General features: G+C 32.9%; 17 protein-coding genes and 1 riboswitch. Of the genes, 7 read left to right on the top strand and 10 right to left on the bottom strand.

The features are described from left to right. Window positions 1-262: 262 nt before the first annotated feature. The 8 genes from thiD to ACP5QL_RS01435 form a co-directional block, all read right to left on the bottom strand. A complete protein-coding gene (gene thiD, locus ACP5QL_RS01470) occupies window positions 263-1,054 on the bottom strand; it encodes a bifunctional hydroxymethylpyrimidine kinase/phosphomethylpyrimidine kinase (protein WP_012584009.1) in 792 nt (263 codons plus the stop codon). After that, a complete protein-coding gene (gene thiC, locus ACP5QL_RS01465) occupies window positions 1,032-2,285 on the bottom strand; it encodes a phosphomethylpyrimidine synthase ThiC (RefSeq protein ID WP_012584008.1) in 1,254 nt (417 codons plus the stop codon). The genes thiD and thiC overlap by 23 nt, the downstream gene beginning before the upstream one ends. After that, a complete protein-coding gene (gene thiE, locus ACP5QL_RS01460; protein ID WP_272995196.1) occupies window positions 2,266-2,937 on the bottom strand; it encodes a thiamine phosphate synthase in 672 nt (223 codons plus the stop codon). The genes thiC and thiE overlap by 20 nt, the downstream gene beginning before the upstream one ends. Further along, window positions 2,930-3,532, bottom strand: coding sequence for a sulfur carrier protein ThiS adenylyltransferase ThiF (gene thiF, locus ACP5QL_RS01455; RefSeq protein WP_012584006.1), 603 nt, complete (start codon window positions 3,530-3,532; stop codon window positions 2,930-2,932). Before thiF ends, thiE begins: the two co-directional genes overlap by 8 nt. Continuing rightward, entirely contained in the window at window positions 3,532-4,641 is a 1,110-nt protein-coding gene (thiH, locus tag ACP5QL_RS01450) for a 2-iminoacetate synthase ThiH (RefSeq protein ID WP_272995198.1), read from the bottom strand. Before thiH ends, thiF begins: the two co-directional genes overlap by 1 nt. 5 nt (window positions 4,642-4,646) lie before the next feature. After that, window positions 4,647-5,420 carry a thiazole synthase gene (locus ACP5QL_RS01445; RefSeq protein WP_012584004.1) on the bottom strand — a complete coding sequence of 258 codons (774 nt, stop codon included), beginning with the start codon at window positions 5,418-5,420 and terminating at the stop codon, window positions 4,647-4,649. 4 nt (window positions 5,421-5,424) lie between these two features. After that, window positions 5,425-5,613, bottom strand: a complete 189-nt coding sequence (gene thiS, locus ACP5QL_RS01440; protein ID WP_012584003.1) for a sulfur carrier protein ThiS — start codon at window positions 5,611-5,613, stop codon at window positions 5,425-5,427. 58 nt (window positions 5,614-5,671) lie between these two features. Further along, window positions 5,672-5,791, bottom strand: a riboswitch (TPP riboswitch). Between the two features lie 38 nt (window positions 5,792-5,829). Further along, complete coding sequence (locus ACP5QL_RS01435; RefSeq protein ID WP_242603699.1) at window positions 5,830-6,816, bottom strand: YbgA family protein; 987 nt, start codon at window positions 6,814-6,816, stop codon at window positions 5,830-5,832. 20 nt (window positions 6,817-6,836) lie between these two features. Here ACP5QL_RS01435 and ACP5QL_RS01430 point away from each other — a divergent pair, with 20 nt between their 5' ends. The 7 genes from ACP5QL_RS01430 to ACP5QL_RS01400 all read left to right on the top strand — a co-directional run bounded on the left by ACP5QL_RS01430 (window position 6,837) and on the right by ACP5QL_RS01400 (window position 12,196). After that, window positions 6,837-7,766, top strand: a complete 930-nt coding sequence (locus ACP5QL_RS01430) for a phosphotriesterase family protein (protein ID WP_428124995.1) — start codon at window positions 6,837-6,839, stop codon at window positions 7,764-7,766. A gap of 213 nt (window positions 7,767-7,979) precedes the next feature. Next, on the top strand, window positions 7,980-8,219 hold the full coding sequence (locus ACP5QL_RS01425) for a hypothetical protein (protein ID WP_164931031.1): 240 nt from the start codon (window positions 7,980-7,982) through the stop codon (window positions 8,217-8,219). A gap of 7 nt (window positions 8,220-8,226) precedes the next feature. Then, window positions 8,227-8,385 carry an ABC transporter transmembrane domain-containing protein gene (locus ACP5QL_RS01420; protein WP_428124992.1) on the top strand — a complete coding sequence of 53 codons (159 nt, stop codon included), beginning with the start codon at window positions 8,227-8,229 and terminating at the stop codon, window positions 8,383-8,385. Between the two features lie 473 nt (window positions 8,386-8,858). Further along, window positions 8,859-9,629, top strand: a complete 771-nt coding sequence (locus ACP5QL_RS01415; RefSeq protein ID WP_012583997.1) for a mechanosensitive ion channel family protein — start codon at window positions 8,859-8,861, stop codon at window positions 9,627-9,629. Between the two features lie 31 nt (window positions 9,630-9,660). Further along, window positions 9,661-10,548: a TraB/GumN family protein gene (locus ACP5QL_RS01410; protein WP_428124989.1), complete on the top strand. Its 888-nt coding sequence runs from the start codon at window positions 9,661-9,663 to the stop codon at window positions 10,546-10,548. A gap of 108 nt (window positions 10,549-10,656) precedes the next feature. Beyond that, a complete protein-coding gene (locus ACP5QL_RS01405) occupies window positions 10,657-11,628 on the top strand; it encodes an endo-1,4-beta-xylanase (RefSeq protein WP_012583995.1) in 972 nt (323 codons plus the stop codon). A gap of 31 nt (window positions 11,629-11,659) precedes the next feature. Beyond that, window positions 11,660-12,196 carry a PsbP-related protein gene (locus ACP5QL_RS01400; protein WP_428124985.1) on the top strand — a complete coding sequence of 179 codons (537 nt, stop codon included), beginning with the start codon at window positions 11,660-11,662 and terminating at the stop codon, window positions 12,194-12,196. A 37-nt stretch (window positions 12,197-12,233) separates the two neighbouring features. On the opposite strand, the gene ACP5QL_RS01395 is transcribed toward ACP5QL_RS01400, so the two are convergent. After that, a complete protein-coding gene (locus tag ACP5QL_RS01395) occupies window positions 12,234-12,935 on the bottom strand; it encodes an SDR family oxidoreductase (protein ID WP_012583993.1) in 702 nt (233 codons plus the stop codon). Window positions 12,936-12,985: 50 nt separating this feature from the next. Continuing rightward, window positions 12,986-14,473, bottom strand: a complete 1,488-nt coding sequence (locus tag ACP5QL_RS01390; protein ID WP_273334065.1) for a sugar ABC transporter ATP-binding protein — start codon at window positions 14,471-14,473, stop codon at window positions 12,986-12,988. Window positions 14,474-14,528: the final 55 nt, after the last annotated feature.

The following is a 14,528-nucleotide window of genomic DNA, read 5'->3' as shown; positions in this document are numbered from 1 at the left end:
TCAGCAAAATATACTTCTACTCCCGCTTTTTCTTGAGTTCCCTTAATTAACTTTACGTCTACTTTTAAACTACCATTTCCTTTATAAGCTTTTGTGGTATCCTGAGAAACACCTATTACTGCTGACCCATCATCACCACTTGCTTTTTGCCATCCTTGAGTTCCATCCTCAAAATTAAATATTGCTGTATCCTCTTCGGGTCCAGTAGGAGGCGGAGTAGAAGGAGTTGTACAAGCAGTTCCTGAGAAAATTAGGAAAAGTCTTAAAAATTTACTAAGTCCTGCCCTTTTCCTATCTTTATAGTTTTTTTAATGATTTTCTGAAAAAAGTTTTGTGTTTCATAAAATGCTTTTTCTATGTTTAAATTTTGGGCAAGAAAAAAGGAGAGAATTGAGGAAAACAGACATCCTGTCCCATGGATATTTTGATCTTTTAAATACTCCTTTTCAAATAATACAAATCTATTTCTAGAATAAAGTAAGTCATAAACCTTGTTTTCTATATTTAAATGTCCACCCTTTAAAACTATATTTTCAATTTCAAATTTTTTACTGATTTCTTCTATAGAAGTTTCCATATCTTCCAAGGATTTTATTCTCTTTCCACTTAGGATTTCTGCTTCTGGTATGTTTGGAGTTATCACTGTACATAAGGATATCAGCCTTAGGAAAGAGGAAAAAGCATCTTTTTTAAGGAGTAAAACTCCTTTTGTAGGGTTTATTACTGGATCAAGAACTATGTTTTTAAGTTGATATTTTTTAATAAGTTCTATAGTTAAGTCAATGATTTTTTTTGAATATAGGACTCCTATTTTTACACTATCAAGTTCTCCTACATCCTTAATTAAAACTTCAAAGGTTTTCAAAAAGTATCTTGGATTTATTTCGTAAACTTTGTAGACTTTTTGGGTATTTTGGACAGTAAGACAGGTAGGAATACCAAAAGCATATCCTCCAAGCCTTTGGATTGTTTTTATATCCAGGAATATTCCCGCACCCCCTGATGGATCTAATCCCGCTATAACTAATATTTTAACTACTGTTTTTGATGGCACAAAGTTCACCACACATGGTACAAGTATTATGGAGTTCTCCTCTATATCTTTTTGTCTTCTCAGGATCTATAGAAAGATTTATAATCTTTTCCCAGTTCAACTCTCTTCTTGCCAAGGACATCTCTATATCCTTTTCAATAGATTTTCTAAATCCTCTTGCTATATTGGCACTATGGGCTGCGATTTTAAAAGCAATAATTCCTTCTTTTACATCTTCTAAATCTGGAAGTCTTAAATGTTCTGCAGGAGTGACATAGCAGAGGAAGTCAGCTCCAGCAAGGGATGCAATCAATGCTCCCATACTTCCAGATATATGATCATAGCCTGCTGCAATATCTGTAGTAAGGGGCCCCAAAACATATAAAGGGGCATCTTTGCAGATTTTTTTAATCATTTTTACTGTCCAATAAATTTCATTAGCTCTTACATGGCCAGGACCTTCAATAATTACTTGTACACCATATTCCCTTGCCTTTTCTGCGAGTTTACTTACTATGTAAGTTTCTCTTACTTGTAGCTCTTCTCCTGCATCTTGTATGCATCCTGGTCTAAAAGCATCACCTATACTTATAGTCGCATCATATTTTTTCAATATTTTAAGTACATCTTCAAAATATTCAAAATAGGGGTTTTCGAAGTTATTTGTCTCCATCCACTTATAGATCATGGAGCCACCACGAGACACAATATTTAGGAGACGGTTTTTATCTTTCAATTTTTCCACAAGTTCCCTATTTATTCCTGCATGTATAGTAACAAAGTCAACTCCAGTTTCTACGTGTTCTTCAAGAACTTCCAAAAAATCCTTTGGCTTTGCTTTTGTAAAATCCTTAAATTTAACGGAAAGATCATATATAGGAACACTTCCCACTATAAAAGAGAATTCATTTATAAGCTTTTCTCTAAATCTTTTAGCAAAAGTACCGCAAGAGAGATCCATAACTGATTCCACATTATATTTTTCACAAAGTTCAGCCTTTTTAAGTTCTTTATCAAAGCTAGAATAGCTTCCTGTAACTCCTATATTTGCATTTATTTTCACTGTACAATCCTTTCCAATGGCATAGTATTTGTTTCTTTTTCTTTTTTTATTAGCAGGAATAACAGTTTTTCCTTCAACTATGTTTTTTAATAAGATTTCCATTGCTGGTATTTCTTCATTTTCAAATGCAGATTTTATCTCATAAGAAAGTTCTCCTTTTTGGGCTTTTTCAAGCAATGTATTTTCCATTTTTATATCCCTCCAATATGTGGATGATTTTTCTCGTTTTCTCATAAATATTTGGAGAAGAAACAATCTCAGTCACCATAGCTATACATTTGGCTCCCAGATTTAGTATCTCATGGATATTGGATTCTTTTATACCCCCAATGGCAACAACGGGAATACTGATATTCTTGATAGCCCAATCAAGAATCTCTATTCCGATTGGTGGGTGAGGTTTTTCTTTTGTATAACTTGGAAATATAGGTCCAAGTCCAATATAATCAGCTCCTTTTCGTAATGCCTCCATAACTTGTTCCTTTGTATGAGTAGTGAGACCTATAATGAAGTTTTCCCCTAAGAACTCTTTAGCAACCTCTATAGGATAATCTTCTTGTCCAATATGTACCCCATCTGCTTCAACTATTTTTGTAAGATCTAGGTGATCATTTACTATAAGTAAAGCATTATACTTAGCAGTTAAATCTCTTATTTTTATGACTTCATGATATTTTTCTCTCATAGGTTTTTTCTTTTCTCGGTATTGTATAATCTTTACCCCTGCTTCAAGAATTTCTCTTACCACATCAATATTCTTCCTTCCTATGGAATATTCTTCACAGGTTAGGCAGTATAGATTGAAATCTTTTAATAGCTCTAATTTTTCTTTTTTATTCATAAAGCACCATCCTTAGGATTTCATCACATTGAATATTTGAAATTGCAATTACCTTAGGGGCATAGGGTTTGAAAAGAGAGTTATCACTTTCAAAATCACCTACGATAGAGATATTATTAAATCTTTTTATTTTTATTTTTTCAGAATTTCCATAACCACATACTCCCGATGCAGAGACAATTTTCTTGTTAAGTTTTATAGCAGTATTGAGAATAAGAGTTTTTGTTTGGGCTGAATCCACGGCCTCCATGATAATATCCCCTTTATTCATAAATATTTCTATATTTTCAGGGGTTATTTTTTCTTCATATTCCTCAATATTACAGTCGGGATTTATTTTTAATAAATTTTCTTTTAGAGCTTTTACCTTAGGCATTCCTATTTGATGGAGAAAGTAGGCTTGACGATTAAGATTTGAAATTTCAACCTTATCATAATCTATGAGGATAAAGTTTTTGAATCCTGTGCGTGTTAGAGAAATGGCACCATTGGAACCAAGCCCTCCGCATCCCATTATTACAATGCGGGTTTTTTGAATTTTATCAAGTTGTTCTTTTGTGAAATAGTTAAGGAGCATTTCCTCAAAAGAATTCATTAATATAGGCCTCCTTTTATCCAATTTGTGAATTCTGGTCTATATCCTCTATTTTTTATTGCATTAATAACTTCATTTACAGTTCTTCTGTCATCAGTTTCAAATTGAACACTTGTTGTTTCAGTTTGAGCATATCCCCCTACAGTAGTTTTTGAACCTGCAGACATTTTAGTGACTCCATAGCCAATGATATTATCTCTGAATCTGCTGTTTTCTCTTGTGGATATGGTTATTCCTACATGGGGTAGGTAAATTCTTGCACAGAAAATAAACCTTAAAAGTAATTTTTCGTTTACTTGGTACTTGGGTTTGAAGCCTGTTTTGGGGTCTCTAAATCTTGGGAAAGATATATTAATCTCAGCCTTTGGATATTTTTGAGAGAGGTACTCCGCATGAAGAATGCTCTTAAACACATCTTCATAGGGATCATTAATTCCTAAAAGTACTCCTACAGTTACCTCATAAACTCCTGCATTTAGTGCTCTTTCTTGAGTATGTAATCTATATTCGTAATCACTCTTAGGACCTACAGGGTGGAGCTTCTTATAGGTTTCCTCATTATAAGTTTCTTGATATTGAACAACTCCTGTTAAACCCTCCTTTACTAAGACTCTGTATTCTTCCTCCTCCATAGGATATGCTTCAATGGAGATCTCTGAAAAATATTTTTTAGCAAGTTTAACTGCATAGAGGATATATTCAAAGGGAGTATTAATTTTATCACAACCTGTTAAAAGTAAAATACTGTCAATGCTGGTTTGTTTGATGGCTTCGTATTCTCTTATTATCTCTTCCTCCTTTAGTTTCTTCCTTGGAATTTGAAGTTTAGCTGAGAATCCACAGTACTCACAGGGAGAAAGACAATAATTAGAAAGGTAAAGAGGAGTAAATAGGGTTATAACTTTTCCGAAATACCTTTCTGTAAGTCTCTTTGCTTTATTAGCCATTAATATTAAAGTTTCATCGGAATTATCAGTGAGGAGAATAAAAAGGTCCTCTTTTGATATCTTGTCTTTATCAATTATTTTCCTGACATTTCCTCCTTTATTCTCTAAGACATGAGATTTTCTCAAGATTTCATCTGCTTCTTTAAGAATCTCCCTGAGCATGTTTTTCACCTAATTCCTTTTATAAAATCTATCAGTGGTGACGAAGCGTCAGCATAGTCTTTTTCTTCGGGAAGACCAATTTCGTAGGCAATTCTTCCTGCTTTTACCGCTAAATTAAAAGCCTCAGCCATTTTAAAGGGATCATTGGATGTAGCGATGGCTGTATTTATAAGTACTGCATCAGCACCTAATTCCATAGCTTTTGAAGCGTGGGAAGGCCTTCCTATACCAGCATCGATAATAACAGGAATAGAGATTTCATTTATAATCGCCTTAAGCAAAGTTTCACAATCGATTCCCTTGTTACTTCCTATGGGAGAGCCTAAAGGCATTACTGCAGAAACTCCTATTTCTTCTAATTTTTTTGCTACGATAAGGTCTGGAGATATATAGGGAAAGACTTTAAATCCATCTTTGACAAGTATTTCTGCTGCCTTTATGGTCTCTTCATTATCGGGTAAAAGGTATTTTAATTCTCCTGATATCTCTATTTTTACCCAATCAGAACCCGTAAGTTCTCTTCCTATTTCCGCAATTTTAACTGCTTCTTTATGATTTCTTGCTCCAGAGGTGTTAATCATTATTTTTGCCGTTTTAGGAAGGAAATCTAAGATAGAATAACCCTTATTGATTTCGGGGTTTATTCTTCTTACTGCCACAGCAAATACTTCTATTTTTAGTTCTTCATGCATTTTGGGGATAACACTATAATCTGGCAGTTTACCTGTCCCTACAAAGAGACGGTTATTTATAATAGTATTATCAATTATTAAGCCCATATTATTATCCCCCTCCCACAAGAGAGACAATTTCTATGTAGTCTTCATCTCTTAACTCTACGTTATCCCAATTTTCCTTTTTTACAATTTCTCCGTTTACTAGTACAACTATTTTTTCGGTGGGATAATTAAGAGAAAGAAGCAATTCTTTTAAATTTCCTTTAAAATTTACTTCTTTATCGTTTACAAGCATGTTTTTCCCTCCCTATTAAACATAAAGGACCGCCCGGTTTATACCGAGCGGTCCTTTGATTTTTTATACCTTTCACTCCCTCCGCCGGCATTACCCGGGTCAGGTTCAAAGGGTCGAGACCGGGATCTTAGGTCTCCTCTCAGCCGAGCTTATCCCCTCAGCTCCCCTGGAAAACCATATTTAATTTTGGGAAAATTATACCATAAAAGTTAGAATTTATTCAATATAAGATAGTTCATTAGGATAAGGATTTAAATAGGTTTGATTTAAAAGATATTGGTCATCAAATCTATATGCCCAACTTCTCAAGATTTCAACAAGAGGGCTTAAATTTATTTTCGCTCTTCTATAAAGATCTAAAAGATGTAGAAAATGATTTTTTTCTCCCGCTTTTAATTTTCTAGAAAAATATCCATATATATGGAAGATGGCATTAACATGATTTCCTCTTTTAAGATTTGTAGAGAGTGCTTCTTTAAACAAGAGGGCATATTTCTCAATTAGCTCTTCAAAGGGATATTTAGACTGATTGGCTAAAAGATTTCCAAGTTCTTTCAAATGCTTTTGAGAATAAACCATAAGGAGATATTTGTTGTTTTGATGAAACTCTATTAGGTCTTTTACTTTTGTATTATCTTTATTCTTGAGATTTCTTAACTCTGATAGAGCAAAAATTCTCGTTAGAAATCTCTCCCTAATTTCTGGATTTCTTAACCTTCCCTCGTCTTCTGCTGGAATGTAAGGAAATTTTTCTAAAACCTTTTGAGCAAAGATTCCCTTTCCTTTAGAGTGGAAGATTTTTCCTTCTCTATCTTTATAAATCATGGTGTTTGATAGGCCACAGGAAGGAGATTTGCTTTTTAGGAGGAATCCATCTATTTCAGGTAAGGTATTTAGAAAATTTTCGGAAAAGTCAAGTATCTTATCGGTTAGGTCTAATCCAGTTTTGGGTTGATAGATTCCTAATCTATTCTCTTCCACATATACTATGATCTTTTCCCTGGGTACCCCAAGCCCTATAGAGACTTCTGGACATACTGTTATAATTTCACAATATTCTTTTAATTTCAGAGCAAAACTATCTTTTATTATTCCACCATCGTATCTTACTGGTTCTGAATTAAGACAAGCACTATATACTATTCTTGGCTTTGTAAAATTTCTCATGTTTGATATTATATCAATATCATTTGTAAAAAGCAAAAGGGGTGAACCTTATGGTTATGACTGTAAAAGGTTTTTTTGATAAAAAAGATATGGGAAAAACCTTAGTTCATGAGCATATTCTTGTGGATTTCTCTCCTGCCGAAGAACAAATAAAGATTGATGATAATTTGAGAAATGAGATTGTAGAGGTAATGTTACCGTATTTAATGGAGATTAAAAATTTAGGTTATAGTACTTTCTTTGAATGTACTCCCAAGTATGTAGGAAGAGATGTAAAGGTTTTGAAAATTCTATCAGAAAAAACTGGATTAAATGTCATAACAAATACAGGTTTTTATGGGGCAGGCGAAGATAAACATGTGCCCAAAAAGTATTGGAATCTTTCTTCAGAAGATTTTGCAAAAATGTGGATTGAAGAATGGGAAAAAGGAATTGAAGATGGTATTAAGCCCGGTTTTATTAAAACTGCAGTAAATCCTGGACCTCTAAATGAGATAGATAAAAAATTGATAAGAGCTTCTGCTTTTACTCATCTTGAGACTGGGCTTACAGTGGCATGTCATACAGGAGAAGAAAGGTGTGCCCTCGAAGTGGCAAGAATTTTTGAGGAAGAGAAAGTAGATCTTTCAGCTTTGATCATTGTTCATGCTGATGCCATTGAAAACTTTGAAGTGCACCTTGAATTGTTAGAAAAAGGAGCTTTTCTTGAGTACGATTCCATTGGGGCAAGACCAATGGAGTATCATTTAAACCTTATGGAGAAGGTTATAAAAGAGGGGTTCATAGATAGGATCCTGATCTCCCATGATGCAGGATGGTTTACTGTAGGAAAATCTAAAGAGGAACAAAATATAAGGCCTTATACAGACATATCTTATAAGTTTATTCCTAAACTGGAAGAAAAGGGCATAAGTGAGGAGATTGTTGAAAAGTTACTTGTTAATAATCCAAGTGAAGCTTTTGATATAAGAGTGAGAAAGAGATAAATAGTTTACTTATAGTAAAAAATATTTCCCCATAAATATCATCTATCCCTTTATCTTTATTGATTTTTTGCATTCATGGAGGGTTAATTTGAAATTTTTTAAGGTATATATTGACAAAAATTAAAATTCAATTTTAAAATATGTTAAGTAAAAATTAAGGATTTAGAGGTGATAGATGAAAAAGGGGCTTATGCGTGAGATTTTTAAGAAGGATTGGACTTTAAACGTATTAGCACTCCTTTTATCAACTGTAGTTGCGTTTATAAATATTTATTTCAAAAATATGGAAACGGATTTAAAGAGATTTTCTTTACTGTTCTATTGATCTCTATTTTTAGAATTATTTTGGAATATATCAAAGCTTTTAATTTAAGTAAATTCTCAGAAAGATATGTAAATGATCTAAGATTAAGGATTGGAGAAAAACTAAATAAGACTACATTATTTTCTTAACTCTTCTTTGGGTGATATTTTTTATCAACCTTTTGTCTTTACCCTTGGATTAATTCTTGCTTTACGTATAAATTGGAAGTTAACCCTTTTTACTTTTGCCATAATTCCCCTATGTATTTATCTTTCAGTTATTATTACAAAGCCTGTAGAAAAATATACAAATTAGAGGTTACTCTAAAGGGAGAGAAGATTGAAAACAAAGCGAAATTTCTATACATAAATGGGAAGGGCATTATAATGAAGCCCTTCTCTTTTTAATTTCCTTTAACTTCCTAATGTTAAATTTAGATCCTCATAGTCTTTTCTTTAGGATGATTTTTTGAACCTATACCTTTTATTACTTAAAAATCTTCTGAAGAGGATTTATAATATTATATGTTTCATTTGGTTCTATTCTTACCACATCAAGGTTTATCCTCTTTCGTATTTTTATAAACTTCTTATAAATTCAAAAAAAGCTTACTAAAAAATTGTAAGGCATAAGATTTTAATGATATAATGTCTTTGATTAAGATTTTAGATCTTGGGTGCGAAAGAAGATATTATATATTTTTTTGCAAAAAATGGACTTGAAGTTTATGCTACAGATATTTGTGATATGCGTATTTTTTGAAAGATATATATAAGGGGTGATTTATAATGTATATGAATATTATATGGTCTTTATTTATTCTCTTTGTATCCTTTTTTATTCATAAAATCATTATGAAAGCTATAAATAATGTCGCTTCAAGAGCAGGAAGAGAGATAAAGGCTCCAAAAACTGTTTCCATGCTTATTGGCTTCTTAATATTTGGCTTTGGTGTAGCTATTATTTTGTCCATTTGGAATGTAAATCTAATGCCCTATCTTACAGGACTTGGAATTTCGGGTGTGGTTTTAGGTCTTGCTTTTCAGGAACCGCTTACAAATTTTCTTTCTGGAATATTGGTTTTGGTGACAAGAAAAGTCTTTGAGGGAGAAGCTTTAGATGTAGATGGAATTAGTGGAATAGTGGATATGGTGGAGATGAACCATACAAGGATAAAGACTTTTGATGGGAAGATGGTATTAATACCCAATAGAAAAGTATGGTCTGGAACAGTGACAAAATTTTGGCCAGGTCCTTATAGGAGAGTAAGTTTTGATGTTAGTGTGGATTATTCTTCTGATCTTGAGAAGGTTATAAGTTTATTAAAAAGAGCTTTAGAAGAGGAAGAACTCGTAGTAAAGGATGAGAGTGTAAATAATATGGTGGTTTTTAAAGAGTATGGAAATTCGGGAATAACCTATACTGTGTATTTTTGGGTGAATAGAGATAGTTATTTTGATGCTATCAATGCTTTAAGTACTAGAATTAAGAAGGTTTTTGATGAAAATAATATTTCTATTCCATATATGGTCGTTGATCTGAGGATAACAAAGAATTAATTAGTAGTAGGATAAATGGGGGGAAGGGATAATGAAGTATTTAAAAAGACTTATTTCTTTTGTAATCATTTCTATTTTGTTACTCAACTTTGTTTTTTGTGGAACTAAGGGGATTTTCTATGAGGTAAGATCTGATTATGGTAAGGCGTATATTTTGGGATCTATCCATTATGGAACTCCCGACTTATACCCTCTTGATCCATTGATTGAGAAGGTTTTTATTGAGACAGAGGCATTAGTTGTTGAACTGGATATAACTGATTCCCAAAATATATTTAAAACTCAAAGTTATCTATTTAGGAGAGGAATATATAAAAAAGGAGATAGTATTGAGAATTATTTGGATTCTGAATCGGTAGGGTATTTAAAGAAGCTTTTGGGCGAGGAGAATTTTGAGCAAATAAAGATCTTTAAGCCTTGGGTATTATTGCTTCAAATTAGCTCTTCTGTTTTAAATTCTGCTTCGGATATGAGATATGGGATTGATTTCTATTTTTTGAATAGAGCCAAGAAATTAAATAAAAAAATAATACCCTTAGAGACTGTAGAGGAACAACTTGATGCATTTTCTGAAATACCGGAAGAGGATCAATTGAATATTTTGAAAACTATTTTACAAGGATTAAAGCAAGAAGAGCACAGTAAGAATGATTTATCATTATTGCTTGATGCATACAAAAATGGGGATGAAGAAAAATTGTTGAATTTTTTAATGAAAGATAGAGAGAAAAAAGAATATAAAATATTTTATGAGCATATATTCTATAGGAGGAACTTTAAGTTTGCAGAGAGAATAAAGAAATTATTAGGAGAATATAAATCCTTATTTATAGTAGTTGGGGCTGGACATTTAATAGGTGAAAATAATGTGATAAAATTATTAGAAAGTGAGGGGTTTTTAGGCAGTAAAATTTTTTGATAGAAAGGAGTTGTTGGTAAAATGATTAAGCAAAGGTTTTCCATCTTTGCACTCTTATTATTCCTTTTAATTTTTTCCATAAGCGATTTAAGGAAGGAGGCAGTAGGGATGGAGATTCCATCCCTGAAAGAAGTATATAAAGATTACTTTCCCATTGGTGCAGCGGTTAGCCATTTAAACATCTATACTTATGAGGATCTTCTTAAGAAACACTTTAATAGTCTAACACCTGAAAATCAAATGAAATGGGAAGTTATTCATCCTAAACCCTATGTTTATGATTTTGGTCCTGCCGATGAGATTGTAGATTTTGCCATGAAAAATGGTATGAAGGTAAGGGGACATACCTTAGTTTGGCATAATCAGACTCCAGGATGGGTTTATGCAGGAACTAAAGATGAGATTCTTGCAAGATTGAAAGAGCATATTTATGAGGTGGTAGGACACTATAAAGGTAAGGTTTACGCTTGGGATGTGGTTAATGAGGCCCTATCAGATAACCCTAATGAGTTTTTGAGAAAGGCTCCCTGGTATGATATTTGTGGGGAGGAAGTTATTGAAAAAGCATTTATTTGGGCTAATGAAGCAGATCCTAATGCTAAATTATTTTATAATGATTATAACTTAGAGGATCCCATAAAGAGGGAAAAGGCTTATCAATTGGTAAAAAGGCTTAAAGAGAAAGGGATCCCAATTCATGGTGTTGGAATACAGGGCCACTGGACATTAGCATGGCCTACACCTAAGATGCTTGAAGACTCTATAAAGAGATTTTCAGAGCTTGGTGTTGAGGTTCAGATTACTGAATTTGATATATCTATTTACTATGACAGAAATGAAAATAATAATTTTAAAGTTCCACCCGATGATAGGATTGAGAAGCAGGCTCAACTTTATAAACAAGCCTTTGAGATCTTAAGGAAATATAGAGGGGTGGTCACTGGGGTTACTTTTTGGGGTGTAGCTGATGATTATACTTGGCTTTACTTCTGGCCTGTAAGGGGAAGAGAAGACTATCCATTACTCTTTGATAAGAATCATAACCCTAAAAAGGCTTTTTGGGAAATTGTAAAGTTTTAAAGAAATATATGAATATAGGAGGGATTGTTAAATGAGAAAGCTTTTAAAATTGTTACTTTTTATTAGTTTAATTTTATGTTTTTCCTTTAATATTCTTTTAGCAGATACTAATAAATACGTGGATGAAAAGTTAGGTTTTTCTATTGTGCCCCCCGAAGGATGGGAGGTAAAAGACGGAAAACCTTATAATTTAGCGGTGATGTTTGTAGGTCCTGCTGATGAAGGATTTATGCCCAATTTCAATATAAATGTGGCAAATCTTCCTGGTGAGGTTACAGAGATAAATGAAGATCTTATAAGTGCAATAAAAGTCCAATTAGAAGCTGTAGGAAAATATTATGGTTCTTTAGAGTTTATTTCCGAAGGAGTAAGGGATGTATCAAAATATAAAGGTTATGAGATTGTTTATACTCTAAACGTGGATGAAAGTTTGTCTTTCGAACAAAAACAAGTTTATATTATCTATGAAGGAAGATTTTACATTTTTACTTTTACTTCTTTAAAAGATAATTTTGAGAAGTATTTACCTGCTTTTGAGAAGAGTTTAAGTACTTTTGAGATACTTTAAAATATAGGGGGCGAATAGCAAAACCGCCCCCATATTTTTACCAAGTCATTAAATTTCCTTTATAATCCATGTATATATTTTTATCGCTTATATCCCAATCTTTCATAGAGAGATTGTATATACCTTCAGCTGCTTCCTCAGGAGCTATATCTGCATTGGGACCCCCCATGTCAGTTCTCATCCAGCCAGGATGAATGGCTAAAACTTTTATACCTTTAGGTATGCTATAATTTTGCAATATGGCAGAGAGCATGTTTAAAGCTGATTTTGACATACAATAGGCATATTCCCTATCTCTCCAACAGTTGGAAATACTTCCAGCTTCTGATGATACATTTATTATTAATTTCTTATTTCCCCTCTCCACAAAGGAATAAAAGTATTTTAAGACTCTTAAGGGACCTATGGAGTTTATATTTAAAGTTGTAATGGCTTCTTCAATATCTACATTCTCTATGGTTTTAGTTTTGTCTTCTAAATATACAGCTGCATTGTTTATAAGAATGTCAATGTGACTAATTTTGTCTTTTAAAAAATCAAAGGCATTTTTGACTGAGTTTTCATCGGATACATCCATCGTATAAAGGATTAAGTTTGGATGATTTTTTATTTCTTCTAATTTTTCAAGATTCTTTCGATAGGTTGCTATTACTTTATGTCCTTTTTCAAGGTAGAGTTTTGTCAGAGAAAAACCTAACCCTTTAGAGGCTCCTGTTATAAATACGGTATAATTTGACATGTTAGAATCCTCCTTCTTTTGTGAAAGACTTATGGTATTATAATTATAGATTAAATTATTGCATATTGCATTATTTTCTCCTGTGTTGCTTCTTCTTTGCTTATTTCTGCTGTGATTCTTCCCTTTGATACTACAAGAATTCTATCAGAAAGGGCGAGAATTTCAGGAAGTTCTGAAGAGATAAGGATAATTCCAATTCCTTCTTGAGCCATTTCTCCAATAAGTCTATGTATTTCTGCTTTTGCTCCCACATCTATTCCCCTTGTAGGTTCATCAAGAATAAGAATCTTAGGTTTTAAAGCAAGCCATTTTGCAAGCACAACTTTTTGCTGATTTCCTCCAGAGAGGTTTATAACTTTTTGGAAAATACTTGGCGTTTTTATTTGTAGTTTTTTAACAAAATACTCAGCAAGATCATACTCTGTTTTTCTTTTTATAATTCCATTAGGGAATAAATATCTTAAAGAAGGTAAAGAAATATTCTCATAAACCGCCATATCCAGAATAAGTCCTTGAAGCTTTCTATCTTCAGGTACTAAGCCTATTTTTTGTTGTACCGCATCCTTTGGTGATTTAATTTCAATCCTTTTTCCTTCGAGATATATTTCTCCAGAAATTATAGGATCAGCTCCAAATATGGCTCTAATAATCTCTGTTCTTCCTGCTCCTACGAGACCTGCAATCCCTAAGACTTCTCCTTTTCTAAGTTGGAAAGATATATTTTTGATCTTTTTAGAAGATAGATTTCTTACCTCAAAGATAGGTTCTTCTGTTTTTGTAGAAGGTTTTGGTATTACTCTTATCTCTCTTCCTACCATCATTCTTATTACATCATCATACTTATCCCTTTGAGCAGGTAATTCTCCAACTCTTTTCCCATCTCTTAATACTACAATTCTGTCAGCAATTTCAAATACCTCTTCAAGCCTATGAGTAATAAATATTATTGAAATATTCTCACTTTTAAGCCTTCTCATTATCTCAAATAGTTTTTTAACCTCTCTTCCGGCAAGAGCCGAGGTAGGTTCATCCATTATGATAAGTTCTGCTTTTTGAGCAAGAGCCTTCGCAATTTCTACCATTTGTTGTTCGGCTACAGTAAGATCTTTTACTAAGGTGTCTGGTGATAAATTTAAGCCAAGTAAATCTAAGAGTTTTAATGATTCTTCGTAGGCTTTCTTATAATCAAAAATTTTTATAAATTTACCCTTTCTGGGCTCATTACCTAAAAATATGTTTGTAGCAATATCAAGGTTTGGGGCCAAATTAAATTCTTGATAAATAATAGAAATACCTAATTTTTGGGCTTCATGAGGATTTTGAGGGCTTATTTCCTTTCCTTTAAATAGGATTCTTCCTTCGTCTTTTTGGTAAACTCCTGTTAGAATTTTCATAAGGGTAGATTTTCCAGCTCCGTTTTCTCCCACAAGGGCAAGAATTTCACCCTTGTAGACTTCTAAATCTACTTGGTCCAAAGCTTTTACTCCAGGAAAGCTTTTTGAAATTTTCTCCATTTTTAATAGGAGATCCTGATTCATTTTTCAAGCCTCCTATGTATGTTTTGGGGGAGGAGAGCTCCTCCCCCTATTTCTT

The sequence above is a fragment of the Dictyoglomus sp. genome, from assembly GCF_049968615.1.
GTDB classification, from domain to species: Bacteria; Dictyoglomota; Dictyoglomia; order Dictyoglomales; family Dictyoglomaceae; genus Dictyoglomus; species Dictyoglomus turgidum.
Note: the sequence above shows the minus strand (reverse complement) of the source record. Positions and strands in the feature narration are given on the sequence as shown.